This window comes from Burkholderia sp. BCC0097 (assembly GCF_902832985.1).
Classification (GTDB): Bacteria; Pseudomonadota; Gammaproteobacteria; order Burkholderiales; family Burkholderiaceae; genus Burkholderia; species Burkholderia orbicola.
This window is the reverse complement of record NZ_CADFDM010000001.1, coordinates 346,450-373,049: the sequence shown is the minus strand read 5'-3', so window position 1 is coordinate 373,049 and position 26,600 is coordinate 346,450. Positions and strand designations below refer to the sequence as shown.

The window sequence follows — 26,600 nt, the reverse complement described above, 5'->3', positions numbered from 1 at the left end:
CATGCGCCTTGCGTTTCGCGCACGGACGACCAAGAATGAAGCGCCAGGCAGACGCGGACGAACGGGTTCCACGCGTCCGATGTTATGGAGAATCACATGAACACCGCATGCGAACGACCGCCGATGTGTAGCCCGACGATGGCGCTCGCCCGCCGCTGACGATGCGCGTCCTGCCCAACCGGAGTGTCCGCGCGCGCGATGCCTGGCGTGCCGTGCTGAATGCACGCGCCGAATCGCGGCACGCGACGTGCTGCCGCTGCCGCGAATGCGGTTTCGTCGCGTTCCGCGCGCTCGAGCATTGCCCCGTTTGCGGTCGGTGGAACTGGCCGTTCGAGCCGATTCGCCACACGCCGGCCGACGCGCGTGCCGCGCATGCGCCGCGATCGTTCCACACGTGGTCGTCGCGCGTCGCCCGGGCGCTGCGCAACGCGGCTTTCCAGCGGCCGCGCGCGTCGAGCGCACCGCTCCTGAGTATCCTCACGCTCGTGCTGCTGGTCGGCGGCTACGTGATTGTCGACCAGACCTGCAAGGCCGACCCCGTTTGTCGCGGCTCCAGCGCGCCGGCCGCCGTCGCGACCGAAACCGTGCTGCACGCATCGAACGATCCGTTGCTGCCGGTCGTGCCGGCACCCGTCTACCCGTTTCATTCGCCTGATCAAACGCAAGCGGCAGCCAATCCGCAACAGAGCACCCCGCTCGCCGGCAAACCCGCTCGCGCGATGGCGGTTGCACAAGCCGCGCCGTCGTTGCGCACGCCTGACCGGACGCGCGCCGGCGCAGTCCGCGTGGCCGACTGGAAAGGCAGCCGCGACACCGCCCATCGCCCCGCGCGCGCGATCCGCCGCGTCAGCCTGCACACCGGGCGTACACGCCGCACCGCGGCCAGCAACGCCGAACTCGCGAAGCTCTATCGCGGCCACTGAACGCGGTCGCAACAAAAAACGGGCGGCCCGTTTCCGGAACCGCCCGTACTCGCGTCACGCGTCGCGCGTGTCGAACGCTAGTGCATCACGCCGCCAGCAACCCGTGCGGGTCGATGACGAATTTGCGCGGCGCGCCGCCGTCGAACTTCTTGTAGCCTTCCGGCGCCTGGTCGAGCGAAATCACTTCGACGTTGACGATCTTCGCGATCGGCAGCCGGTCGAACAGGATCGCCTGCATCAGGTTGCGGTTGTACTTCAGCACCGGCGTCTGGCCCGTGAAGAACGAATGCGACTTCGCCCAGCCGAGGCCGAAGCGGATGCTCAGGCTGCCGTGCTGCGCGGCCTTGTCCTTCGCGCCCGGATCGTCCGTCACGTACAGGCCCGGGATGCCGATCGCGCCGGCCGGGCGCGTGATTTCCATCAGCGAGTTCAGCACCGTCGCGGGCGCTTCCTCCGAATGGCCCGACGACCCGTGACCGTGTGCCTCGAAGCCGACGCAGTCGACCGCGCAGTCGATCTCGGGCACGCCGAGGATCTGCTCGATCTGCTCGCCGAGCGACGCGTCCTTCGACAGGTCGACCGTCTCGAACCCCATTGCGCGCGCATGGGCCAGGCGTTCCGCGTTCATGTCGCCGACGATCGTCACGGCCGCGCCGAGCAGGCGCGCCGATGCGGCCGCCGCCATCCCGACCGGGCCCGCGCCCGCGATATAGACCGTCGAACCAGGCTTCACGCCCGCGCTCACCGCGCCGTGATAACCGGTCGGCAGAATGTCGGACAAACAGGTCAGGTCGCGGATCTTCGCCATCGCCTGGTCGCGATCGGGGAATTTCAGCAGGTTGAAATCGGCATACGGCACGAGCACGTACTCGGCCTGGCCGCCGATCCAGCCGCCCATGTCGACATAGCCGTACGCGCCGCCCGCACGCGACGGATTCACGTTCAGGCACACGCCCGTATGCGTGTCCTTGCACATCGCGCAGCGACCGCACGCGACGTTGAACGGCACCGACACGAGATCGCCAAGCTTCAGCGTCTCGACGTCGCGGCCCACTTCGACCACTTCGCCGGTGATCTCGTGACCGAGCACGAGGCCGACCGGCGCGGTCGTGCGGCCGCGCACCATATGCTGGTCGGAGCCGCAGATGTTCGTGCTGACCACTTTCAGGATCACGCCGTGGCCGATCGCGCGGCCGCTCGGGTCGACCATCTTCGGATAATCGATTTTCTGGACTTCGACCTGGCCTGGCCCAAGATAGACGACACCTCGATTGCTGCTCATCGTATTGTCTCCATGTCTCGTTGGATGGCGCCGCGGCGCGCCGGCGCCATGCGGCGCACGCGCAACGTGCTGTTCGAGAGTAGTCCGGGAGGCAGGGGCGCCGATGTCTCAAACGCGACATGCGTTTGATCGGCGCCGACATCGATGGCGGAAATACGAAAGTCGGGCAGGAATCTACCGGGGGTCGGACCGGCCCGTGCGGCCGGCCCTACCTTGGCGGCCCTGCGCCTACCCGCCCTGATTCTCGCGGATGATCGCGGCGGCGGCCGCTTCCGCGTCGCTCGCGACGCCGTCGTGCACGCGCGTGCTGACGGCCGGCGTCGGCGGCTCGCTGTCGAGCGCGTGGCCGTTGCGGTCGTGCGTGTCGACCGTCGCGCGCATCGACAGCCCGACGCGCAGCGGATGCGCGGCGAGGTCGCGCGGATCGAGCGCGATCACCACCGGCACGCGCTGCACGACCTTGATCCAGTTGCCGGCCGCATTCTGCGACGGCAGCATCGAGAACGCGCTGCCCGTGCCGGCCGAAAAGCCCTGCACGCGGCCGCGATAGGCGATGCGCGAACCATAGAGATCCGACACGACCTCGACCGGCTGCCCGACGCGCATGTGGCGGATCTGCCCTTCCTTGAAATTCGCCTCGACCCACAGCCGGTTGAGCTGCACGATCGACATCAGCGGCACACCGGGCCCGACCTGCTGTCCGACCTGCACCGAGCGCTGCCCGATCGTGCCGTCGACCGGCGCGACGATCGTCGTGCGCTTCAGGTTCCGGTACGCGAGCTTGAACTGCGCGGCCGCCTGCACGACGGCCGGGCTTTCGTCGACGGGCAGCTTGCTGCCGAGCGCGCGCGCCGCGTCGAGCTGCGCCTGCGCGGCCGCGAGGTTCGCCTGCGCACCGGCCACCGCCGCGCGCGCCCTTGCCAGTTCTTCCGGCGCGACGATCTCGACCGAGGCGCCCGAACGCGCGGCGAGCGCGCGCTGCGCCAGCGACAGGTCGGCGCGGCGCGCATTCACGGCCTCGACGTACATCGTGTTCGAGATTCTCGCGTTCGCGACCTGGCGCACGGCCTGCGCGAGCTGCGCCTTCGCCTGCGCGAACGCGACGGATGCCTCGGTGTCGTCGAGCCGCACGAGCGTCTGCCCGGCGCGCACGGCCTGCGTATCGGCGACCACCACGTCGGTCACGGCGCCCGGGATCTGCGCGGCGACCTGCACGATGCTGCCCGCGACATATGCGTCGTCGGTGTCTTCGTAATAGCGGTCGCTCAGCAGCCAGTAGGCGATCCACGCGATCGCGGCCAGCAGCACGATCGCGAAGAACACGGTGAAGCGCTTGCGGCGCGTCGCGCGGCGCGCGTCGAGCGCCGGGTCGTTCAGTGCGGCCGGCGGCGCGGCGGAATGGAGGTTGTCGTGGTGCATCAGTCGCTTTGCGTAACGATCAGACGATCGTGCTGGAAGACGGGAATCGCGGGCATCGGGGACGAATCGCGCGTCGGGCTCGCCGAGGCCGTGCGCGCGAGAACGGGCATGCCGCGCGGCGTCGCGTCGGGGTAGGTCGAGCCGACCGTCGACGGGCGCGCCGTGTCGTCGCGTCGTGCCGATGCAGACGCAGGCGCGTTGCGCGTCGCGGTCGTCGACACTGCCGTGCTGCCTGCGCGTGCATCGTCAGACGGGCCAGCCGTCGCCCGATTCGCGCCCACGGGGCCCACGGCAGCCACGGCCGTTGCCGCCCCGCGCCTCGCCGCCCCGTTCCGCGCCCGCTGCACGGCCGGCGTCTGCGCTTGCGCGACCGTTGCGCCCGCATCGAATCCGCCGCCCAGCGCGCCGATCAGCCCCACCCGCAGCGTCCGCTGCTTGCCGAGCAGCGCGATCATCTGCGCGCGCTCGTCGATCAGCGTGAGATCCGCGACATCGACGTCCTTCTGCATCAGCACGCCACGCCGATGCCGATCCGCCGCGATCTGCACGATCTTCTGCGCGGCCGCGACCGCATCCTGCTGCTGCGCGACGAGCGTCTGCGACGTCTGCAGCGACGTGACGAGTTGCGCGACCTGCCCGAGCGCGTCGTCGACGGTCCTGTTGTACAGCCCGATCGCGACGTCGGCCTGCGCGACATCCGCGCCGAGCTTCGCCTTCAGCCGGCCGCGATCGAAAATCGGCAGCGAGATCGCGGGGCCGACGGAGCCCGCGAGCGAATCGCGCGAGAACAGCGACGCGGGCGTCAGGGCGAACACACCGCCGAGCGCGACGAGATTCACGTCCGGATAGAACTGCGCACGCGTCGAGTCGGCATTCGCGAACGCGGCCTCGACCCGCAGCCGCGCGGCGACGATGTCGGGCCGGCGGCCGAGCAGATCGGCCGGCAGCCGCGCGGGCACGGCGCCGCCCGCGAACGCGCCGACGCGCGGCCGCTGCAGCGCGAGCCCGCGCTCCGGGCCGCGGCCCGACAGCACGCCGAGTTGCAGTTGGGCGAGCTTGATCTGCTCGTCGTTCAGCGCGATCTGCTCGAGCAGACGGCTGCGCTTGATCGACGCATCGCTCGCGTCGTACGCGTTGTCGAGGCCGCGCGCGGCGCGCTCGCGCAGCACGGCCGTCACGCGCTGGCTGATCTTCAGCTTCTGCTGCAACAGGTCGCGCACCGCGTACGCCTGGTCGAGCTGGCAATACACGGTGACGATCGCGACGGCGAGCGTGAGGCGCACCTGTTCGGCCTCGACGCCGGCCGCGTCACGCAGCGACATCAGGCTCTTCGTCGCCGCGCGGTTCTTGCCCCACAGATCGAGCTGATAGTTCAGCCCGACGAAGATCGACGACGGCGACACGTTCGGATCGCCAAAGATCTGCACCGGCACGCGATAGCCGCCGGCCGTCACGTCGGCGATATCGCCGGGCTTCGGCATCCGTGCCCGGCTGATCGTCGCGCCGGCCGTGCCGGTCAAACCGGTCAGCGAATCGAACTGCTGAAGCTGCGCCTGCGCGATCCGCAACCGCGCCTGCGCGACCTGCACATCGGGACTGTTCTGTGACGCCTCGGCGACCAGGTCGTCGAGCTGCGGGTCCTGCAACTGCTTCACCCAGTCGGGCGCCGGCCACGCGCCGTTCGCGCCCGGGCCGGCGGTATGCACGAGTGCATCGTCGGCCGGCGCACGCAGCGACAGCGACGGCAGGAAGCCCGACGGCACGCATCCACCCAACGCGAACAGCATGGCCGCCGCCGCGACCATCGAGCCGCCCTTCACGCCACGCGCTGAACCTGCCGCTTTCATCAAACGCCGCATCGTCACCCCTGTCGAACGCGCTGTGCCCGCGCGGCCAGACGCGGCCGCGTGCGCTCGAGCGGGCCGAGCCGGCCGAACAGGCCGTCCGCGACGCCGAACAGGATGCCGGCCAGCTTCGCGCGCTTGTCGCGCTCGACCAGCGCAATCTGCACGATCTGCCACACGGTCAGCAGGTTCGGCACGAGCGCCACCGGAAAGCGCAGCCCGTACTGCATCCCGAGCTGCACCGCATTGCGGGCGCTGTAATAGCGCCGTTGCCACGAGTGATTCATCGACGTCATTTCAAAAGGGCCGATCGCGTGCCGCTGCTTCGCGCCGATCCGGTGCGGCAGCACCAGCGACGGCACGACATAGAGCGGCACGTTGCGCGCCAGCGCGCGGAAGCTGTATTCGGTGTCGACGTGATCGATGAACAGCGTCTCGTCGAAACGGCCGAGCACGTCGAACGCGTCGCGCGACACGACGCAGCCCGACGAAATCAGGAACGCGCAGCGCTGCATCGGCGTGCCCGGCTCGATGCGCAGGCGGCGCAGGCCGATGCCGTTGGTCGCGAGTTCGGGCAGGAAGCTGCGCGCATTCTCGTCGAAGATGCGCGGGCCGGCGAGGAACGCGCGCCCGGCGAGCCCCGCGCAGACGTCGCGCATCGTCGGGAAATACGCGACCGGCACCGCCGAATCCTGATCGAACAGCGCGACCGCATCGAGGCCGTCACGAAACAGCGCCGCGAGCCCCGCGTTGTACGCACCGGCGATGCCGCCGCGATTGCCGTGATGCAGCAGCGCGATGCCTTCGCGTGCGCACAGTTCGCGCGCCCGCGCATCGGGCTGCGGCGTGTTGTCGACGACGAGCAGCGCGTCGCACGCGTGCCGCCATGCACGCAACGCGTCGAGCTGCGCGTCGCTCGGGTGATACAGGATCACGAGTGCGCCGAGTGTCGTCATGGTCCGCTCCTCAATGCCCGAACGAAGCTGCGGCGCCGCGCTTGGGCCGCGTCAGCCACATCATCCCCGCGAGGGCGAGACACGTCATGCTCGCCATCCAGAACATGTCGTTGGTCGCCATCATGTAGGCCTGCTGCATCACGACGTGATGCAAGGTCGTCAGCTCGCGCACGCCGTCCACGCCCATCGCGTTCAGCGCATGCACGAAGCGCTGCGTGTTCGCCGACGCATGCGTGACCGACTGCGACACGACGTCGTAATGATAGGTCGCGCGGTTGTCCCACAGCGTCACGCTCATCGCGGTGCCGAACGCGGCCGACAGCGTGCGCAGGAAATTCGACAGGCTCGACGCGGCGGCAAGCCGGTCGTCCGGAATGCGCGACAGCGTCGCGGCGGTCAGCGGGATGAAGAAGCACGGCAGCCCGATGCCCTGGATCAGCCCGGGTGCTGCGATTTGCGCGAACGTCATCTTCAGCGTGAACTGCGCGTCCCAGGCGAGCACGGCCGCGAACACGAGAAAGCCGAACGTCGCGAGCACGCGCGCGTCGAAGCGGTGCGCATGCAGCCCGACGAGGATCGAGAACACCAGCGCGAGCACGCCGAGCGACGCGGTCGCGAGCCCCGCATGAAACGCGTTGTAGCCCATCACGGCCTGCATCCACAGCGGGAACACGACGCCGACCACGGAGAAACTCATCATCCCGAGCGAGATGATCAGCACGCAGAACGAGAACGTGCGGTCGCGAAACAGGCTCAGATCCACCACGGGATGCGCTTCGCCCGCTTCCCAGATCAGCAGCGACACGATCGCGAGCGTCGCGACCACCGCGAGCGTGACGATCAGCGGCGAATCGAACCAGCCGCGGTCGTGGCCGAGATCGAGCATCGCCTGCAGCGAGCCGACGCCGATCACGAGCAGCACGATGCCCGGCACGTCGATCGGGCCGGCGGCGCCGCGCTGCGCGTCGGGGCGCAGCATCGCGGTGCACACCGCGAACGAAAACAGCCCGATCGGCAAGTTGATCAGGAAGATCCACGGCCACGAGAAGTTGTCGACGATCCAGCCGCCGACCACCGGCCCGAAGATCGGCGCGAGCAGCACCGTCATCGCCCACAGCGCGAGGGCGATCGTGCGTTTGTCGGGCGGAAAGGTGCGTAGCAGGATCGTCTGCGACAGCGGCACCATCGGCCCCGAACACAGCCCCTGCAGCGCGCGGCAGATCACGAGCACGTGCAGGTCGCGCGCGAGCCCGCACAGCAGCGACGTCAGCGTAAACAGCAGCACCGCGCCGACGAACAGCCGCAGTTCGCCGACACGGCGGGCGAGCCAGCCGGTGAGCGGCACCGCGATCGCGGCCGCGACCGAATACGAGCTGATTACCCACGTGCCCTGGCTGTTCGATACGCCGAGACTGCCGGAGATCGCCGGCACCGCGACGTTCGTCACGGTCGAGTCGAGCACTTCGATGAAGGTCGCGAGCGACAGCGCGAACGTCAGCAGCGCGAGCCGGATGCCGCGCACCGGCTGCGCGGCCGACGCAGGGGCCGGCACGTCGAACGCGGACGGCGCGACGCTCCCGTCGTGCGGCGGCGACGCGGTGCTCATGCGCCGGCCACCACGACATCGGCCCGCGACGCGGCACGCCCGCGCCCGCGCCGGGGCACGAACCGTTCGATGAAATCGGCGGCCGCATCACAGCCGTCCGGCGCGGCCGCGAGCAGCGCACGCGCACGCTCCGCATGCACCGCGAACGCAGGTTCGTCGAGCACGCGTGCAAGCGCCGCGCCGAGCCTCGCGCCGTCGAGGGGGCCATCGACCCGCACGCCGCAGCCGTTCGCGACGACGCGCTGCGCGTTGTCGAACTGATCGTGCGCGAACGGCGTGACGACCTGCACGATGCCGGCTTCGCACGCGAGCGCCGCCGTGCCGATCCCGCCGTGATGCACGAGCGCGCGGCAACGCGGCAGCAGCGTGCGCATCGGCACGAAGCGGCGCACGAGCAGCCGGTCGTCGCCCGGCACCGCATCGTGCGGCGTCAGCAGGATGCCGCGCGCGCCGGTCGCGCGCAGCGCGTCCGCCACCGCACGCGCATACGCCGCATGATCGACGAGCGTCGAACCGGCCGTGAACACGACCGGGGCTTCGCCGGCCGCGAGAAACGCATCGAGTGCCCCATCATCGTCGGGTGTCGCGATATCGTTGAACAACGGAAAACCGCTTTGCAGATGGTTCGACGGCCAGTCCGGCTGCGGCGGCGCGAACCAGCCGGGAAACAGGCACAGCACGCCGTCGGTCGAATGCAGCCAGCGGCCGAGCACGCGCCGTGCGGGCGCGAGCCCCAGCTCGCGGCGTACCGCATCGAGCGCCGGGCCGCACACGCGGTCGAGCACCTGCCGCTCGATCAGCGTCATCAGCGCCGACTTCACCGGCAACGGCCAGCGCGCGGGAATCGTCAGGCGCGGGTGAGTCGGCGGCGCATGCGCGGACAGCAGCGTCGACGGCGACACCTGTACCGATACGTACGGCGTGCCGTGCAGCTCCTGCATGAAGCGCGCGGAGAACGCCCACAGCGTGCCGATCAGCACCGTGTCGGCATCGGTCAGCGCGCGCAGCGCATCGTAATGCGGGCGCAACGTCGGCGCGATCACCTGCCACAGCGTGCGGAACGACGTGCGCGGATTCCACAGCGCGGGGTTCGCCATCGCCGCATCGTATTCCGCCGCGGTGCCGACCGGCACGAACGCGAACCCGCAGCGGCGCACGGCCGCCTCGAACGGCGCGTGCGTGCAGAACACGACGTCGTGACCGCGCGCGGCCAGCGTGCGCGCGACGCCGAGCAGCGGGTGCACGTCGCCCGCCGAGCCGATCGCGGTCACGATCATCTTCGCCATCGCGCGCCTCGCGGGTATCAGTAGAAGCCGGGGATCAGCGCCGCGACCTCGCGGCGGTACTGCGCATACGCCGGCCCGAAATATCCGGTCAGCCAGCTCTCCTCGACGCGCACCTTGTACGCGAGCGACGCGAACACGAGCAGCACGCCGATCGCGCCGCGCCATTCGCCGCCGATCAGCGCGGCGCCCACCAGTGCGATCAGGCAGCCGGTATAGATCGGGTGACGCACGAGCGCATACGGCCCCGTACGCACGAGTTCGTGGTTTTCCTTCAAGGTGACCGACACGCTCCAGTTCGTGCCCAGATGCAGCCGCGCCCACACCGAGAACAGCAGGCCGGCCACCAGCACCGCGAGCCCGCATTGCGCCTGCAGGCCGAAGCGCTGCCAGTCGGGCGCGAGCGCCTGCCACGACGGATCGGGCAGGATGATCAGCGCGCCGCCGACGATCAGCGGAATCGACTGCAGCGTGCGCGAGCGCGATGCCTCCTTGCGCACGGTGGTCTTGACGCCCTGCGACGTGGCGATCCAGTACGCGAGCCAGGCGGCCCACGGAACGACGATGGCGATGGTCTGAACGATATTCACGGCTGGCCTGCCTCGTTGGGATGGGAATTCGGATGCGCGGGACGCGCCTGCTGCACGACGGACGGCGTCACGACGACAGCGCGTGCATCGGCGCGGGCACACATGCATGCGCGGCAGCGCGTGCGATGCCTGCCGCCGCGGCCGTCTCGCCGCAGAAGAAATCGAGCAACGCGGCACGGGTGTATTCGCGTTGCGCACGGCCCTCTATGTCGAGAAAGTGGCCGGCGTCCGGCACCGTCGCGAACCGCGCGCGCGCCACGTACGCGCCGAGCTGGCGCACGTCAGCCGGCGTCGTGTATTCGTCGCGCTCGCCGTTCAGGAACAGCAGCTCGCAGCCGATGTTCGCGAATTCGCTGAAGTAGCGCTCGGGCTGCAGCGACAGGATCTGGTCGACGTGGAACGCGACCTGGTCCTGCTCGTCGCGCGGCAGGCGCGTGAGATACCGGTAGTTGTACAGCTTCATGATGCGCGGCAGATAGCGGCCGACGGTGTCGTTCAGCAACTGCGCGGCCTTCAGGTTCTCGCCGGCCGCGATATGGTCGCGGGCGCGCGTCACGTAGTCGACCATCGCGTCGTTCAGGAACGGCGAGAACGAACAGATCGCCGCGCGCCGCACGCTCGGGCAGCCGCGTGCGAGCGCGAACAGCGACGCGACGCCGCCCCACGACACCGACACGAGGTACGCCGGCGCGAAATGCTCGACCAGGTACTGGAGGATCGAGGCTTCGTCGTCCTTGGTCAGGATGAAGCAGCCGGGGTTGTGCTGGCGCGACTGCCCCGCATACGGCAGATCGAAGCAGATCGTGTTCATCCGCTCGCCGAGATACTGGACGGTCTGGCCGAACGACGCGGTGGTCGCGAGCGCGCCGTTGACGAGCATCGCCGTGTCGAACGCCGGGTCGAACACGTTCCGTTCGACGTAGACCTTCAGACCATTCGGCAGCGGGACCACGTGTTTTTCGGTCGGCATCGTCGTTCTCCGGTGAATGCGGCGTCTCGACGTCGCGGCATGCTGCAAGTGCGCAATGGCTGGCGCCGGCTGCGGGCGCGGTCGATCGACACGGCCATCGCCGACGCGCCGCGGCAATTGCCGGCGGCGCCATTCATTCCTCATGGTGCGGCGCCATACTAATACGGTCGATATTACTTACTCAAGTCATTCCAAAAATCCCTCTACTCGGCCCGGAAATACGCTGGATTCAAATTTTTTTATCAATTTCTATGGTATGCGGAATCTCAAAAAAGATCACCGCAATCGTTTGCGAGCAATCCGCTTCAGCGTTCAATTTTCATAAATTATTGTTCTTATTCAATACTTTATATCGTTTTGATCGCTCGATTGAAACGGTTTTTATAAAACCGCACGCCTTCACAATCCGATTTGACAATTTCATATCGTGAATAATATTGCAGTTTTCGACACTCTTTCGATTTGTAATGAATCCGCGCCTGGAAACGGTCCTCTGCATTGCGTCATATTTTCACGATCCGTTTTAAACAGATTCAAACTTAATTAATCTTCTTTCAACCGTTTTTCCGCACCTGCACATGGTTCCGGAGACGAAGCATCCTCCCCCGTTTAGAACGCAGTCTCCCGTTCGGCCCCGATTTTTTGTTGATTGAACGATCAATAAAAAACCGCTAAGCTCTCGACTTCCATGGACGGCCCGCCCGGGCGAAGGGAGTCACGATGCCGAAAGTCGGAATGCGGGAGATCCGCCGCGCACAGTTGATCGACGCCACGCTGCGCTCGATCGACGAAGCGGGCCTGCCCGGCACGACGCTCGCATCGGTCGCGCAACGCGCGAACATCTCGACGGGCATCGTCAGCCATTACTTCGGCGACAAGGACGGCCTGCTCGAAGCGACGATGCGGCACGTGCTGCGCGACCTGTGGTCGGCCACCACGCGCCGCCGCGTCGCCGCGCGCAAGGACCCGCGTTCGCGGCTGCGCGCGGTCGTCGCCGCGAACTTCGACGACACGCAGGTCAGCGCGCCCGTGATGAAGACATGGCTCGCGTTCTGGTCGCAGAGCATGCACGACCCGATGCTCAAGCGGCTGCAGCACGTGAACACGCGGCGCCTGCATTCGAACCTTTGCGCCGAATTCGCGAAGGCCTTGCCGCTCGCGAAAGCGCGCGAAGCCGCCAGCGGCCTCGCCGCGCTGATCGACGGCCTGTGGCTGCGCGGCGCACTCGCCGGCGGCCCGATCGACACCCGAGCCGCTTTGAAGCTCGCCCACGATTACATCGACCTGCTGCTCGCGTCCGACTGACGCGCGACGCAGTCGCCCTCAAGGAGATCCTCATGTCCGTATACGGTTTGCAGCGCCTCTACATCGGCGGCGGTTACGTCGACGCCACCAGCGGCAAGACTTTCGACACCTTCGACCCCGCCACCGGCGAACTGCTCGCGCAGGTGCAGCAGGCGAGCGCGGCCGACGTCGACCGCGCCGTCGCGTCCGCTCAGGAAGGCCAGCGCGAATGGGCCGCGATGACCGCGATGCAGCGCTCGCGCATCCTGCGCCGCGCGGTCGACCTGCTGCGCGAACGCAACGACGAACTCGCGGCCATCGAGACGCGCGACACCGGCAAGCCGATCGGCGAGACGCTCGCGGTCGACATCGTCACCGGCGCGGACGTGATCGAGTACTACGCGGGCCTCGCGACCGCGATCGAAGGGCTGCAGGTGCCGCTGCGCGCCGAGTCGTTCGTGTACACGCGCCGCGAGCCGCTCGGCGTGTGCGCGGGCATCGGCGCGTGGAACTACCCGATCCAGATCGCGTGCTGGAAGACGGCGCCCGCGCTCGCGGCCGGCAACGCGATGGTGTTCAAGCCGAGCGAAGTCACGCCGCTGACGGCGCTGAAGCTCGCGGAAATCTATACGGAAGCCGGCGTGCCGGCCGGCGTGTTCAACGTCGTGCAGGGCGACGGTTCGGTCGGCGCGCTGCTCACCGGCCATCCGGACATCGCGAAGGTGTCGTTCACGGGCGGCGTCGAGACCGGCAAGAAGGTGATGTCGCTCGCCGGCGCGTCGTCGCTGAAGGAAGTGACGATGGAGCTCGGCGGCAAGTCGCCGCTGATCGTGTTCGACGATGCCGACCTCGATCGCGCGGCGGACATCGCGGTGACCGCCAACTTCTTCAGCTCGGGCCAGGTCTGCACGAACGGCACGCGCGTGTTCGTGCACCGCTCGATCAAGGACGCGTTCACGCAGAAGGTGCTCGAACGCGTGAAGCGCATCCGCGTCGGCAAGCCGACCGATGCCGACACCAACTTCGGCCCGCTCGTGTCGGCCGCGCAGCTCGACAAGGTGCTCGGCTTCATCGAAAGCGGCAAGGCCGAAGGCGCGAAGCTGCTCGCGGGCGGCACACGCCTGACCGACGGTCACTTCGGCAGCGGCCAGTACGTCGCGCCGACCGTGTTCGGCGACTGCCGCGACGACATGAAGATCGTGCGCGAGGAGATTTTCGGGCCGGTGATGAGCATCCTCGATTTCGAATCGGAAGACGAAGTGATCGCCCGCGCGAACGACACGCACTACGGCCTCGCGGCCGGTGTCGTGACCGAGAACCTGTCGCGCGCGCACCGCACGATTCATCGCCTCGAAGCCGGCATCTGCTGGATCAACACGTGGGGCGAATCGCCGGCCGAGATGCCGGTTGGCGGATACAAGCAATCCGGTGTCGGGCGCGAGAACGGCATCACGACGCTCGAGCACTACACTCGCATCAAGTCGGTGCAGGTCGAGCTCGGCCGTTACAACCCGGTGTTTTAAGACAAGGAGATCCGTCATGACGACACGCGAATACGACTACATCATCTGCGGCGCGGGTTCCGCGGGCAACGTGCTCGCAACGCGCCTGACGGAAGATCCGGACGTCACGGTGCTGCTGCTCGAAGCGGGCGGCCCCGACTACCGCTTCGACTTCCGCACGCAGATGCCGGCGGCGCTGGCCTATCCGCTGCAGGGCCGCCGCTACAACTGGGCGTACGAGACCGATCCCGAGCCGCACATGGACAACCGCCGGATGGAGTGCGGCCGCGGCAAGGGGCTCGGCGGCTCGTCGCTGATCAACGGGATGTGCTACATCCGCGGCAACGCGCTCGACTACGACAACTGGTCGACACACAAGGGCCTCGAGAACTGGACGTATCTCGACTGCCTGCCGTACTTCAAGAAAGCCGAGACGCGCGACGTCGGCCCGAACGACTATCACGGCGGCAGCGGCCCCGTGTCGGTCACGACCAGCAAGCCGGGCGTGAACCCGCTGTTCGAGGCGATGGTCGACGCGGGCGTGCAGGCCGGCTATCCGCGCACCGACGACCTGAACGGTTATCAGCAGGAAGGCTTCGGCCCGATGGACCGCACCGTCACGCCGAAGGGCCGCCGCGCGAGCACCGCGCGCGGCTACCTCGACCAGGCGAAGGTGCGGCCCAACCTCGAGATCGTCACGCACGCGCTGGCCGATCGCATCCTGTTCGACGGCAAGCGCGCGTCGGGCGTGACCTACCTGCGCGGCAGCGAGCGCGCGACCGCGCATGCGCGCCGCGAAGTGCTCGTGTGCAGCGGCGCGATCGCGTCGCCGCAACTGCTGCAGCGCTCGGGCGTCGGCCCCGGCGCATGGTTGAAGGCACTCGACATTCCGGTCGTGCTCGACCTGCCCGGCGTCGGCCAGAACCTGCAGGACCACCTGGAGATGTACATCCAGTACGAGTGCAAGGAACCGGTGTCGCTGTATCCGGCGCTCAAGTGGTGGAACCAGCCGAAGATCGGCCTCGAATGGATGCTGAACGGCACGGGCCTCGGCGCGAGCAACCACTTCGAGGCGGGCGGCTTCATCCGCACGCGCGACGACGACCCGTGGCCGAACATCCAGTATCACTTCCTGCCGGTGGCGATCAATTACAACGGCTCGAACGCGATCGAGATGCACGGCTTCCAGGCGCACGTCGGCTCGATGCGCTCGCCCAGCCGCGGCCGCGTGAAGCTGCGCTCGCGCGACCCGAACGATCATCCGAGCATCCTGTTCAACTACATGGCCGAAGCGCTCGACTGGCGCGAGTTCCGCGATGCGATCCGTGCGACGCGCGAGATCATGCGGCAGCCCGCGCTCGACCGCTATCGCGGCCGCGAGCTGAATCCGGGCGCCGACTGCAAGAGCGACAAGGAACTCGACGCGTTCGTGCGAGCGCGCGCGGAAACCGCGTTCCATCCGTCGTGCTCGTGCAAGATGGGCTACGACGACATGGCGGTGGTCGATGAAGAAGGCCGCGTGCACGGGCTCGACGGGCTGCGTGTCGTCGATGCGTCGATCATGCCGATCATCACGACCGGCAACCTGAATGCGCCGACGATCATGATCGCCGAGAAGATCGCCGACAAGATCCGCGGCCGCACGCCGCTCGCGCGGGTCGACGTGCCGTACTTCGTCGCGAACGGCGCATTGGCGAGGAATGTCGCGAAGGCCGTGCGGCAACCCGAGACGGTCTGACGAAGACGGCGCCTGCCCGGGCGCCGCGATACCCCCGCGCGGCTCGCGGCGTTCTCGCCGCGAGCCGCATTTCATCGTGCCTTCTCGTTTGCGTTGCGCGGCCGGGCTGCCGAAACGCCCCGCATTCGCTTGGCGCGGACGATCGGGTTCCTGCCCGACGTCAGGCTCATCGCGTCGCGCAGGCGGTCGAATGCGACATCCTCCTTCGCCCCGAAGCGGCTGACCGCCGGCCATGCGAGCACGTGGTCGAGCCACGTCTGCCAGGTGTCGCCATGAAACCGGCGGCCGATTGCCCGTACCGCATCCGGCGCGGCGATCGCGATGCCCGCCAGCAGGTAGTGGGCCCAGAAGCTGCCGGCGCCTGTCAGTCGATCGAGCCTGCATACGGATAGCGCCGCGAACAGCCCGTTCACCGACGCGAGATCGGCGCGATGCGTTCTGATCGCTTGCGCGACGAAGTTGTGCCGACCGCCATACGCCTGAACGGAAACGCCGTTGCCCGCGGCAAGTTCGGCGGAGAACATCGCGAGCGCAGCCATCTCGTCGACACGCGTCGCGTCATCGCGCGGGCCGCATACGCGCAACACGATCGCATCGATGACCGCGCCGGGACGAATCGGGGTTTCCGTGCTCGTTGCCGCGACAGCGGCCAGCCTTTCTCTCAGGTTCTTCGCAGGCGGCGTCTCGCGTTGCCCGTCATGTTCATTCGCGACGCGTTCGATCGCGTCTTCGCTGTGGCATTCGACGCCGCCGGCGATCCGTTCGAGCGCGGCCCAGCCGACGTCGGGATCATCGAATGCGCACGCATCGATCACGCCGTGCGCGGTGTCGAATACGGCACGCGAGCCGGGGCAGCAGTGTTCGGCTTCCGCGAGCTGCTGCGCGGAAGGCACATGCGCGCATGCGCCGAGCGGATCGGCCGGATCGCATGCACAACCGCCACCGTCCGTCGCGATCCACGGGACCAGCCGGTGGAGTACGGCCGTCGCTTCGCGAGACAGATGCGCGCCAGTTCCCGCACGGATCGCATACGAAGCGACGACGGGCGTGTCGCCGACGTCGGTCGAGGCCATCGCGCAAACCGCCGTGTCGAGATGGTCGATCAGGTACTGCAACCACGCGGCCGTGCGCAGCCGGTCGGGCGTCGCGCCGCGGGCATCGCCATACTTTGCTGGATCGGTCAGCATGGGTCGTCCGGGATGGTTCTGGCCAATTGGCTTGGTTTTGTTCAATCGGATCGGGAGGCGCCATACACGCGACGCCGGCCCTGCAACTCCCCCCGTGTCGGATCGCGACACGGGCGGTCAACCGGCCGTCACGCTGGTAAGCATGACGGCTCGCATGAATCGGAGAAGCGGAAACTCGCGTATGCGCCGCACGACTCACACGCGCGACGCGCGCCCCGCTTCGCGGCGCCGACTGCACGCGGCGCTTCGGCAATCGATGGATGGCGGCACAAACGACCACGCTGCCCGACGCATCCGGCCGTCGCGCCGATACGCGCGACGGCACGAACCCATCAAGGCCCCGGAACCCGCCGCGCATGCCGCACGGCCCTCGCGCGCGGCGGGTCCCGGCTTCGATCGCGCAACGCTTACTGCACGTGGAACTTCGGCGACGTCAGGACCGTACCAGTCACCGTGCAGTCCGGCGTCAGTACGGAATTGTTGAACGCCAGCGACGAGTTCGCGTCGCTCCACGCGGTCACGACCTTGCTCGGCCCGCACGTGCCGAGCAGCGTGACGTTCACCTTCACGTTGTTGATCGACAGCTGCGTCGTGCTGTCGGCCTGCCCCGTCCACGGCGACGTGCTGCTCGCGCTGCCGCTGATGAGGCCGCACGTCGCGCCGCCCGCGAACGTCGTCGACGTGATGTTGACGATGCCGGTCGACGTGATCGTGCCGTTGAAGGTCGCGGTACAGCTGGCGTTGATCGATCCCTTGCTGAGATTCGTGAGCCCCGACGCCGAGAACGGCTCGCCGTTCGGATTCATCGGCTGGCCATCGGCACGCGACACGGTGACGGCGAAAGCAGGCGCGGCCGAAACCGCGGTGAAAGCCACTGCAGCAACAAGCGATACGATTTTGCGAATGCTCATTTGAACTGCCCCCTCTCTTCACAAATGGCGGCACGCCGCCAGGAACGCGACCGTCCGGCCGGAACGGTCCGGCCAGCCGGTCGCAGGAAACCGCCGGCGCGCGTCATGCGCGCCGGTCGGCTCAGAACTTGTAGGAAATCCCGACGAACGTGATCAGCGGGTCGGCCTTCAGCTTCGTGCGCGTGGTCGCGAGCGTCGAGCCGTCGGCCGCCTTGATCACGAGCGACGAGTAGGTCTTCAGCGGCATGTACGTCAGCGTCGCCGTCAGCCCCCAGTGCTTGTCGATCGCATAGCTCGCGCCGACGTTGTAGACCGGCGTGAACGACGACGACGCCTTGCCCTCGACCGACGTCGCGCCCGGCTTGCCGGCGCCGGCCGCGAGCACGCTGCCGAGGTTCTCGTTGATGTCCTTCGCGAAGTTGCCGTTCAGTTCGATGTTGCTGAACCAGCTGTAGGCCACGCCGATCCCCACGAACGGGCGGAACTTCGCCGTCGACGAATTGAAGTAGTACTGCAGGATGATCGTCGGGCTCCACTGCCGCGCGTTCTTCACCGCCGGCTGGTTCGCCGACTTGTCCATGTCGACGTTGCCGAGCGCGCCGGCCGGACCAGGCGGCCTGATCACGCCGTGTCCGGTCAGCGTGAATTCCGGCGGCACGCCGAGCACTGACGTCACCGCGATGTGATCGGTGAAGAAGTGCGTGAGCGTGAGGCCGACCGTATCGGCGTTGTTGACCGTGAGGCTCGTACCCGGCGACGTGAACGAACCGGGCAGGCGCAGCGGCCCGTTGATCGGCATGCCCGCGAGATTCGTCGTCAGCCCGTTGGTCGAATCCTGCGGCATGATGTGCAGCCAGCCCAGCGTCGCGACGTTGTCGCCCGCTTGCTGGGCCGATGCGAGCGTCGATACGCCAGCGACGACACCCGCGACAATCAGCTTCTTCATGAAGTCTCCCCCTCATTCTGTCGGGGCGCCGCGCATTCGCGCGGCGCCGCCGTGTCTCCATCCACGCGCGGTCACTGAACGAACGCGCCGACCGTGAAGTACGGGTTGCTCGTATCGGCCATGTCGAGGAACCCGAACACGCCGCCGGTGAACACGAACTTGCCGGTCGCCGCGCCCGATGCCGCATCCGTATGCACGGTCGTCACGACGCCCGGCACCTTCTGCGTGTAGTCGAGGTTCAGCGCGCGCGTGAGCGCGGCCTGCGACGCGTTGAACGGATCGAGCAGCGTGGCCTGCGCGCCGACGAGCGCGGTCGCGCGGTAGTTGAATGCGCTGTCGACGCCCGTGTACTCGCCGTCCTGCGAACCCTGCGCGATCGCCGTCCGCGGGCTCAGGAACGAGATCCCCGATTCGTCGTCCGCGCTCGGCGGGCCTTGCGTGAGGTCCGCGTTCGCAGCGCCGGTGCGGATGAAGATCGGCACGAGCTGGTTGCGCAGCTTGCCGACGATCAGGATCCCCTTGCCGGCCTTCGCCGGATCGAGCGCGGCGAGCGTCGGCGGAATCTGCGGCTGGTAGTTGAGCGACTGGAACGCCGGCGCATCGGGACGCAGCGTGAACGGCTGGTTCACGGTCGCGTTCGACGCAAGCGGCTGCCCGCCGTTCTTCTTGCCGAAGTTGTCGGTTTCCGTATAGCTGCCATCCGCGTTGATCGTCACCGTCTGGTCGAGCGCCACCGGCTGGAAGTTCTGCGACGGCACCTGGTGATAGCCGAGCTGGTTGTACGTGCCGGCGATCTTCGTCAGGTCGGTTTCCAGCGACGAGAAGCTGATGAACGGGTAGTACGGGAACGTCGTCTTCGTGATCTTGCCGACGCCGATCACGCCGTCGAACTGGATCGTCGCGCCGGGGATCGCGCCGCCCAGCACGCCTTCGCCGAGGAACAGCCGCGCGGGACGGCTCGGGTCGAGGCTCGCGTTCTGCATCCGGAACGTGCACTGGTTCAGCTTCACCGTCGGCAGCCCCGTTTCGTCGGCCAGCGTGCCGTCGACCACGTTCGCGGGCGCGGTGTCCCGCGTCGGCTGCACGGTACCCGTGGTGGCGGGCACCGGCGACGCGAGGTAGGTCATCCGGTACGTCATCTTCGTCGTGTCGAGCTGCACCTTCACGAGCTCGCCCGACCCGGAACCGCCGACGAACACCGTGTTGTAGTCGATCGTCTGCGGGCACAGCCGGACCACCGGCGCGGGCGGCGGGTCGCCGTCGCCGCCGCATGCGGCCAGCACGGGCGCGAGCGACGCCGCGGCCATCCATTGTTTCAAATTCATAGGAATCCTCTTGAAATTCGATTCGCCGGCGGCGACATGTGCGCCGCCGGTGTGACGTGTTCAATACGGGGTTACTGGACGAACGCGCCGATCGTGAAGAACGGGTTGACCTTGTTGTCGTTGACGACCATCGCGTAGACGTTGCCGGCCGTCACGAGCCAGCCCGTGTCGCCCTTGCCGAAGATCGCCACGTTGCCGTTCGCGCCCTTCGCGTTGAAGTCCTGCGCGGCCGTCACCCTGATCTTGCCGGGCGTGGCCTGCGTATAGTCCAGCGCGAACTGGGAGGTGACCGACGACGTCTGCGGATCGATGAATGCCGCGGTACTACCCTGGAACAGCGTGGACGTATAGTTCGCCGCCAGCGTCGACACGGCGGTGCCGTCGTTGCAACTGCCGGCGACCGAATAGAAGGCGTTGTTGGCGAAAATGCCGGGCAGGTCGGGGTGCGGCACGTTCGGGTTGAAGCTCGGCCCCGCCGACGCCAACTTGTTCCCCTGGCCGCTGGATGTCACGATGCCGCATGCGGAGGCACTGGTCGCGCCGATGTACCCGCCCTTCAGGGAGTTCGCGGCAATCGCCTTCGTCGACGACAGCATCGAGATGCCGACTTCGGCATCGGCGACCGAGGCGAGCAGATTGACCGTATCGACGTGCGTGTAGCCGACCCGAATCACGATCGGCACGAGTACGCCGTTCAGCCTGCCGACGATCATGATGCCTTTCGCCTGGCTCGGTGCAATGATCAGCGTCGAGCTCTGCCCCGCGATCGGATACCCCTGCCCCCCGGCCGGATTGCTCACGAATACATTGTCCGCCGATCCGTCCGCGTTCTTGCGCTGCGCCCACGGCGTCCCGGTCGTCTGACACGAGTAGTCGCTGCCCTGCGTGATCGAACACGAGCCGTCCGCGTTCAACGTCTGATTCCAGTTGACGACGTCGGATTCCCAGCCAACCGCCCCGGTCGGGCTCTGACCATCACCGCCGATGGGCGACAGATGGATGCCGACCTCGTTGTAGTTGCCCGCCACTTTCGTGAAGTCGGTTTCCGTGTCGGTGAAGCCGATGAACGGATAGAAATCGAAGGTGCGCGACGGGACGACGCCGAGCGTGATGCCCGGAAGCAGCGGGATACCGGCGAACGCGATCGTCGCCCCCGGAATCCCGCCGCCCACCACGCCGTTGCCGACGAACAGCATCGGCGGATCAGCGCGGTTGATCGTTACCGAATACGCGCCGTCGCTCGTCGCGCCGCTGTCGAGCACGAACGCGCAACGGTTCTGCTCGGCGGTCGGAAGCGTGGTCGGATGATGGAACGCGCCGCTGATCGTCAGGCCTGCGCGCGTGTCGTTGACTTGCCCCGCCGAGGTCGGCACCGACGATTCGATGAACTGCATCTGGTAGGTGAGCTTCGTCGTGTCGAACTTCACCTTCACGTACTCGCCGCTACCGGCGCCGCCCGTGTACGTCGTCGTGTAGTCGAGCGCGTCCGGACACAGCTTCGTCACGACGGGCGTCGTCGTTTCGGCACCGCTCGGCCCGCAGGCGCTGCCCGAGCACTGCGGTACGGTGATCGGCCCAGGATCGTCGCCGCCGCCACAGCCGGCGACGAACGGCAGTACCAGCACCGCGCACGACAGGATCGCCTTCCGCCATTCAGGAATGCAAATCATCAACCCCTCCTTTTCAGGTACGACAAGTCTCGCCCGGCCGGGCTGCATGGCCCGCCGGTTGGTATCGCGCCGCCGCACGAAGGCGCGGCGCATGACGATGCACGCAGGACTGCCGCGAGGCCGGTCAGGCCCATGCGGCACACGCCGCGGCGGCAGACGAACGCGCTCCCGCGGCGCCGTCATGCGGCACGGCGCCGTCGGAACGATCGAAACGGAATTGGGTCGCCGCTACACGGCGAAGTGACGAGGCAGGCACGCGACCTGCGTCGCGCCTGCATTCAGCGAAAAATCGGAAAACGACAATCCCGCTGGGCCCTCGGATAGGCGTCTCATGATTTGGTCTCCATACGTACGCTTGATTCGTTATCGTGATGCGTCGTTTGTCGAGACTATGATCGGACCATTCGCGCAAGTAAATGGATGCAGAGTTCCAAACGACGGAACCCCCGCAATCCTAGCGCCTATACGGTATTTAACAGATTTTCAAACAGCCTTCATTTTATTTGCTCAGACAAATACCGGGGCCGTGGAACATGCGTTTGAACCGCGGCCGCCAATCCGCGCCGAGCCACGCCAGCCGGGCTTCAGCGGCCCGCGCGCATGTTGCGGCGCAACCTCACACGTCGATGATCGCGAGCGTGCCGTGGCTGCCGGGCAGCACCGCGTGGCGCGTGCCGGCATGCGCGAGATACATCTGGCCGGCGCCGACCACGACCGTTTCCGCGTCGACCTCGAGCATCAGCATGCCGTCGAGCACCAGCAGCCCCTCGTTGTAGTCGTGCACTTCGGCTTCGTACGGCTGCGCATCCATGCGCAGCACCTTGATCCGTGCCGGGCCGACTTCGCCGACGATCGTGGATTTCCATGCGGCCGCCTGCGCGTCCGCCACGGACTTGAAATCGATCAAAGACATGCGCCCCGCTCCATATCGCCGTGAAAGGAACGCATTATCGCGAGCGCCGAGCGCGCCGTCCCGGTACGGCGCGAGGGCATGCGGGCAGCACAGTCGGCCAGCCGGTCGGGCGGCAACGCGAGCGTGGCCCGATTCCCGGAAAATCCGCCGGATTGTTCGCATCGCTCAAATAAAGCATCGAATCATTGAGTGATATCACGGCAATTCACGCCAATCCGGCACCGGCACTGCCCGGCCTTTCCATCGGAATGCATTTCGATCTGCCGATTGCTAATATGGCGGTCCCGCGATCCCGCACCACCCTGCCGTTCGACATGACGCCCGTTCGCCATGCCGTGCCCGGTCCCGGCCGCTTCGCAGCGGCGGCGGCGCCGGGCATGCGCGGCGCCCGCCGTCGCGCCGGGCGGCCGTGCCATCCGTGAGCATGCAACCGATCCTTTCCGTCTCCGACCTCTCCAAGACTTACGCGTCCGGTTTCCAGGCGCTGAAGCACGTGACCCTCGACATCCGCCCCGGCGAGATCTTCGCGCTGCTCGGGCCGAACGGCGCCGGCAAGACGACGCTGATCGGCTCGATCTGCGGCATCGTCACGCCGACCGAAGGCCGCGTGACGGTCGGCGGTCACGACATCCGCGATCAATACCGCGCCGCCCGCGAAATGATCGGCCTCGTGCCGCAGGAGCTGACCACCGATGCGTTCGAAACCGTCTGGGCGACCGTGTCGTTCAGCCGCGGCCTGTTCGGCAAGGCGCCCGATCCCGCGTACATCGAGAAGACGCTGAAGGCGCTGTCGCTGTGGGACAAGCGCGACAACAAGCTGATGACGCTGTCGGGCGGCATGAAGCGCCGCGTGATGATCGCGAAGGCGCTGTCGCACGAGCCGCGCATCCTGTTCCTCGACGAGCCGACGGCCGGCGTCGACGTCGAGCTGCGCCGCGACATGTGGAAGCTCGTCGATTCGCTGCGCGAAAGCGGTGTGACCATCCTGCTCACCACGCACTACATCGAGGAAGCCGAGGAGATGGCCGACCGGATCGGCATCATCCTCGGCGGCGAGCTCGTGCTCGTCGAGGAAAAGCGCGAACTGATGCGCAAGCTCGGCAAGAAGCAGCTCACCGTGCAGCTCGAGCACCCGCTCGCCGAGATGCCGCCCGCGCTCGCGCCGTTCGGGCTCGAACGCACGGAAGACGGCGCCGCGCTCGTCTATACGTACGACTCGCAACGCGACGACGCGAGCATCGCGAAGCTGATCAACGCGCTCGGCTCGGCCGGCATCGGCTTTCGCGACCTGCACACGACGCAGAGCTCGCTCGAGGACATTTTCGTCAGCCTGATCGACAACCGCCGCAACGGCGTGCAAGGAGCCGGCGCATGAACTGGCAAGGAATCCGCGCGATCTACCGCGCAGAAATGGCCCGCACGCGCCGCACGCTGATGCAGAGCATCATCGCGCCGGTGATCTCGACGTCGCTGTATTTCGTCGTGTTCGGCTCCGCGATCGGCTCGCGCATCAGCGACGTGAACGGCATCGGCTACGGGTCGTTCATCGTGCCGGGCCTCGTAATGCTGTCGCTGCTGTCGCAGAGCATCTCGAACGCGTCGTTCGGCATCTACTTCCCGCGCTTCACCGGCACGATCTACGAGATCCTGTCCGCGCCCGTGTCGTACTGGGAGATCGTGATCGCCTACGTCGGCGCGGCCGCGTCGAAGTCGATCCTGCTCGGCGTGATCATCCTCGCCACGGCCGGCCTGTTCGTGCCGCTGCACATCCTGCATCCGTTCTGGATGGTGCTGTTCCTCGTGCTGACGGCCGTCACGTTCAGCCTGTTCGGCTTCGTGATCGGCATCTGGGCCGACAGCTTCGAGAAGCTGCAGCTCGTGCCGCTGCTGATCATCACGCCGCTCACGTTCCTCGGCGGCAGCTTCTACTCGGTCGACATGCTGCCGCCCGCGTGGCGCGTCGTCACGCTGTTCAACCCGATCGTCTACCTGATCAGCGGCTTTCGCTGGTCGTTCTACGGGATCGCCGACGTGCACGTGTGGATCAGCCTCGCCGCGACCGCGCTGTTCCTCGTGATCCTGCTGGCGATCGTCGCGTGGATGTTCCGCACCGGCTACAAGCTGAAGAATTGACGCCGGCGGGCGTCACGCGCGCCGCCCGCCGATGACGCATTTGGGCAAGCAGGCGGCGCTTTTCCTCTGATGCGGCAGTTTGTGGTCGCGTCTACTGAATACGAAGCATCGGGGCCCTGGAGCATGCGCTGCGCGGCCCCTTTTTCATTTCAGAGGACGCCATGCCCGCCGCCACCGCTCCCGCCTCCGCCGCCGCCCGGCTCGAACGCCTGCCGTTCTCCGGCTATCACAAGCGCATCTTCTTCATCATCGCGATCGCGTTCTTCTTCGACTCGGTCGATCTTGGCACGATGACGTTCGTGCTCGGCTCGATCCGCAAGGAGTTCGGGCTGTCGACCGCGGCCGCCGGCCTCGTCGCGAGCGCGAGCTTCTTCGGGATGGTGCTGGGCGCGGCCGTGGCCGGCCTGCTCGCCGACCGCTTCGGCCGCCGGCCCGTGTTCCAGTGGAGCATGGTGCTGTGGGGCGCGGCGTCGTACCTGTGCTCGACCGCGCAGAGCGTCGACGCGCTGATCGTCTACCGCGTGCTGCTCGGCATCGGGATGGGGATGGAGTTTCCGGTCGCGCAGACGCTGCTGTCCGAATTCGTGCCTGCCGAGAAGCGCGGCCGCCTGATCGCGCTGATGGACGGCTTCTGGCCGCTCGGCTTCATCACGGCCGGCATCGTCGCGTATTTCGTGCTGCCGCAGTTCGGCTGGCGCACCGTGTTCGCGCTGCTCGCGATTCCGGCCGTGTTCGTGCTCGTCGTGCGCCGCATCGTGCCGGAATCGCCGCGCTGGCTCGAACATGCGGGCCGGCACGCGGAAGCCGACACGGTGATGCACACGATCGAGGCGAAGGTGATGCGCTCGGCCGGCGTCACGACGCTGCCGCCGCCGTCGCGGCTCGCCGAACCGGCCGCCACGCGCGGCCGCGGCGCGCTGCGCGAGATCTGGAGCGGCGTGTACCGCCGCCGCACGGTGATGGTGTGGCTGCTGTGGTTCTTCGCGCTGCTCGGCTTCTACGGCCTCACGTCGTGGCTCGGCGCACTGCTGCAGCAGGCCGGCTTCGAAGTCACGAAATCGGTGTTCTACACGGTGCTGATCTCGCTCGGCGGCGTGCCGGGCTTCCTGTGCGCCGCGTGGCTCGTCGAACGCTGGGGCCGCAAGCCGACCTGCATCGCGTCGCTGATCGGCGGCGGCGCGATGGCGTATGCGTACGGCCAGAGCGCACTGTACGGCGGCAGCACGACGCTGCTGATCGTCACGGGCCTCGCGATGCAGTTCTTCCTGTTCGGGATGTGGGCGGCGCTGTACACGTACACGCCCGAGCTGTACGGCACCGGCGCACGCGCGACCGGTTCGGGCTTCGCGTCGGCGATCGGTCGGATCGGCTCGCTGATCGGGCCTTACGTGGTCGGCGTCGTATTGCCGGTGTTCGGCCAGGGCGGCGTGTTCACGCTCGGCGCGCTGTCGTTCATCGCGGCGGCGATCGCCGTGTGGACGCTCGGGATCGAGACGAAGGGGCTCGCATTGGAGCAACTGGCGGCAGGCGACGAAGTCGGCGGCAGCGGCCGGTATCCGGCGGCGGCAACCGACAAGGCGTCCTGATCGTCGGGGTCGGTTTCGAGCCGTCTCGAGCCGGGCAGGCGTTCAGCGCCGTGCCCGGCCTGCCGCATGAATCGCCCGGCTTCGCATCCGGCGCGGTCGCCCATCACGAAACCGCCCCGCGTCAGCCGCGGAGGCGGTCATCTTGCAGCGGTGCGGCTGGGGCCCGTCAAGCGTCGGCGACGACGAACTCTTCGGCCGCCTTGCGCTGGACCGCGGCCATCACGGCCAGTTCGCGCTTGCTGCGCACATCGCCGGACACGACGCCCGTCGCATGCTTGGCCTTCGCCCCCAGTGGAAAAAATACGAACGACGCGCCGGCCGGGGCCGCCGGCTCCGCGCGCAGGCGTTTGTTCAGGATTTTCAGGTATTTCTTCTTCGAGACTTCCTTAGCAGCCATGGCGCCCTCCGCGTACACGTGATGCGGATCAGCATACCAGTTTTGCCGAGGCGCTCCGTGACAGCGGCCGCGTGAATCGATCTGCCTTAAAATGGAGCCCGCTTACGCGACCTGCCGGCCCGCCCGCGGCCGCAT

General features: G+C 67.5%; 23 protein-coding genes. 8 read left to right on the top strand and 15 right to left on the bottom strand.

The window, feature by feature from the left end:
- Window positions 1–161: 161 nt before the first annotated feature.
- Window positions 162–923 carry a hypothetical protein gene (locus HWX07_RS01580; protein ID WP_175874923.1) on the top strand — a complete coding sequence of 254 codons (762 nt, stop codon included), beginning with the start codon at window positions 162–164 and terminating at the stop codon, window positions 921–923.
- A gap of 85 nt (window positions 924–1,008) precedes the next feature.
- Here the strand turns inward: HWX07_RS01580 and fdhA are convergent, their stop codons facing one another.
- The 8 genes from fdhA to HWX07_RS01540 all read right to left on the bottom strand — a co-directional run bounded on the left by fdhA (window position 1,009) and on the right by HWX07_RS01540 (window position 10,873).
- Window positions 1,009–2,205, bottom strand: a complete 1,197-nt coding sequence (gene fdhA / locus HWX07_RS01575; RefSeq protein WP_011547090.1) for a formaldehyde dehydrogenase, glutathione-independent — start codon at window positions 2,203–2,205, stop codon at window positions 1,009–1,011.
- 228 nt (window positions 2,206–2,433) lie between these two features.
- Window positions 2,434–3,624, bottom strand: a complete 1,191-nt coding sequence (locus HWX07_RS01570; RefSeq protein WP_011547089.1) for an HlyD family efflux transporter periplasmic adaptor subunit — start codon at window positions 3,622–3,624, stop codon at window positions 2,434–2,436.
- Window positions 3,624–5,483, bottom strand: a complete 1,860-nt coding sequence (locus HWX07_RS01565) for an efflux transporter outer membrane subunit (protein WP_175874922.1) — start codon at window positions 5,481–5,483, stop codon at window positions 3,624–3,626. Before HWX07_RS01565 ends, HWX07_RS01570 begins: the two co-directional genes overlap by 1 nt.
- 2 nt (window positions 5,484–5,485) lie before the next feature.
- Window positions 5,486–6,424: a glycosyltransferase family 2 protein gene (locus tag HWX07_RS01560; RefSeq protein WP_175874921.1), complete on the bottom strand. Its 939-nt coding sequence runs from the start codon at window positions 6,422–6,424 to the stop codon at window positions 5,486–5,488.
- Window positions 6,425–6,434: 10 nt separating this feature from the next.
- A complete protein-coding gene (locus HWX07_RS01555; protein ID WP_175874920.1) occupies window positions 6,435–8,030 on the bottom strand; it encodes a DHA2 family efflux MFS transporter permease subunit in 1,596 nt (531 codons plus the stop codon).
- Entirely contained in the window at window positions 8,027–9,316 is a 1,290-nt protein-coding gene (locus HWX07_RS01550) for a glycosyltransferase (protein WP_175874919.1), read from the bottom strand. The genes HWX07_RS01555 and HWX07_RS01550 overlap by 4 nt, the downstream gene beginning before the upstream one ends.
- 17 nt (window positions 9,317–9,333) lie before the next feature.
- Window positions 9,334–9,903: an isoprenylcysteine carboxylmethyltransferase family protein gene (locus tag HWX07_RS01545; RefSeq protein WP_175874918.1), complete on the bottom strand. Its 570-nt coding sequence runs from the start codon at window positions 9,901–9,903 to the stop codon at window positions 9,334–9,336.
- A 67-nt stretch (window positions 9,904–9,970) separates the two neighbouring features.
- Complete coding sequence (locus HWX07_RS01540) at window positions 9,971–10,873, bottom strand: alpha/beta hydrolase (RefSeq protein ID WP_175874917.1); 903 nt, start codon at window positions 10,871–10,873, stop codon at window positions 9,971–9,973.
- Window positions 10,874–11,593: 720 nt separating this feature from the next.
- On the opposite strand from HWX07_RS01540, the gene betI reads away from it, so the two are divergent.
- From betI to betA, 3 genes are read left to right on the top strand one after another with little or no spacing between them, the layout of a single operon-like run.
- On the top strand, window positions 11,594–12,178 hold the full coding sequence (gene betI / locus HWX07_RS01535; protein ID WP_006480642.1) for a transcriptional regulator BetI: 585 nt from the start codon (window positions 11,594–11,596) through the stop codon (window positions 12,176–12,178).
- A 32-nt stretch (window positions 12,179–12,210) separates the two neighbouring features.
- Complete coding sequence (gene betB, locus HWX07_RS01530) at window positions 12,211–13,680, top strand: betaine-aldehyde dehydrogenase (protein ID WP_078041628.1); 1,470 nt, start codon at window positions 12,211–12,213, stop codon at window positions 13,678–13,680.
- A gap of 16 nt (window positions 13,681–13,696) precedes the next feature.
- Window positions 13,697–15,397, top strand: a complete 1,701-nt coding sequence (betA, locus tag HWX07_RS01525; protein WP_175874916.1) for a choline dehydrogenase — start codon at window positions 13,697–13,699, stop codon at window positions 15,395–15,397.
- Between the two features lie 71 nt (window positions 15,398–15,468).
- On the opposite strand, the gene HWX07_RS01520 is transcribed toward betA, so the two are convergent.
- The 6 genes from HWX07_RS01520 to HWX07_RS01495 form a co-directional block, all read right to left on the bottom strand.
- Window positions 15,469–16,584 (bottom strand): hypothetical protein, encoded by a 1,116-nt coding sequence (locus HWX07_RS01520; RefSeq protein WP_175874915.1) that lies wholly within the window; start codon window positions 16,582–16,584, stop codon window positions 15,469–15,471.
- A 407-nt stretch (window positions 16,585–16,991) separates the two neighbouring features.
- A complete protein-coding gene (locus HWX07_RS01515) occupies window positions 16,992–17,495 on the bottom strand; it encodes a hypothetical protein (RefSeq protein WP_012339514.1) in 504 nt (167 codons plus the stop codon).
- A 121-nt stretch (window positions 17,496–17,616) separates the two neighbouring features.
- Window positions 17,617–18,441, bottom strand: coding sequence for an OmpW family outer membrane protein (locus HWX07_RS01510; protein WP_175874914.1), 825 nt, complete (start codon window positions 18,439–18,441; stop codon window positions 17,617–17,619).
- Window positions 18,442–18,512: 71 nt separating this feature from the next.
- Window positions 18,513–19,766, bottom strand: coding sequence for a DUF2957 domain-containing protein (locus tag HWX07_RS01505; RefSeq protein ID WP_175874913.1), 1,254 nt, complete (start codon window positions 19,764–19,766; stop codon window positions 18,513–18,515).
- A gap of 71 nt (window positions 19,767–19,837) precedes the next feature.
- Window positions 19,838–21,436: a DUF2957 domain-containing protein gene (locus HWX07_RS01500; protein ID WP_175874912.1), complete on the bottom strand. Its 1,599-nt coding sequence runs from the start codon at window positions 21,434–21,436 to the stop codon at window positions 19,838–19,840.
- A 616-nt stretch (window positions 21,437–22,052) separates the two neighbouring features.
- Complete coding sequence (locus HWX07_RS01495; RefSeq protein ID WP_175874911.1) at window positions 22,053–22,349, bottom strand: cupin domain-containing protein; 297 nt, start codon at window positions 22,347–22,349, stop codon at window positions 22,053–22,055.
- A 185-nt stretch (window positions 22,350–22,534) separates the two neighbouring features.
- Between HWX07_RS01495 and HWX07_RS01490 the strand changes: the two genes are divergently transcribed.
- The 4 genes from HWX07_RS01490 to HWX07_RS01475 all read left to right on the top strand — a co-directional run bounded on the left by HWX07_RS01490 (window position 22,535) and on the right by HWX07_RS01475 (window position 26,068).
- Window positions 22,535–22,771: a hypothetical protein gene (locus tag HWX07_RS01490; protein WP_154233603.1), complete on the top strand. Its 237-nt coding sequence runs from the start codon at window positions 22,535–22,537 to the stop codon at window positions 22,769–22,771.
- A 2-nt stretch (window positions 22,772–22,773) separates the two neighbouring features.
- Window positions 22,774–23,724 (top strand): ABC transporter ATP-binding protein, encoded by a 951-nt coding sequence (locus HWX07_RS01485; RefSeq protein ID WP_175874910.1) that lies wholly within the window; start codon window positions 22,774–22,776, stop codon window positions 23,722–23,724.
- On the top strand, window positions 23,721–24,482 hold the full coding sequence (locus HWX07_RS01480) for an ABC transporter permease (RefSeq protein WP_011547075.1): 762 nt from the start codon (window positions 23,721–23,723) through the stop codon (window positions 24,480–24,482). The genes HWX07_RS01485 and HWX07_RS01480 overlap by 4 nt, the downstream gene beginning before the upstream one ends.
- Before the next feature lie 161 nt (window positions 24,483–24,643).
- The gene (locus HWX07_RS01475) at window positions 24,644–26,068 is read left to right on the top strand and encodes an MFS transporter (protein WP_175874909.1); all 1,425 of its coding nucleotides are present in this window, start codon (window positions 24,644–24,646) and stop codon (window positions 26,066–26,068) included.
- A gap of 166 nt (window positions 26,069–26,234) precedes the next feature.
- On the opposite strand, the gene HWX07_RS01470 is transcribed toward HWX07_RS01475, so the two are convergent.
- Window positions 26,235–26,465: a hypothetical protein gene (locus tag HWX07_RS01470; RefSeq protein WP_124676570.1), complete on the bottom strand. Its 231-nt coding sequence runs from the start codon at window positions 26,463–26,465 to the stop codon at window positions 26,235–26,237.
- Window positions 26,466–26,600 lie beyond the last annotated feature (135 nt).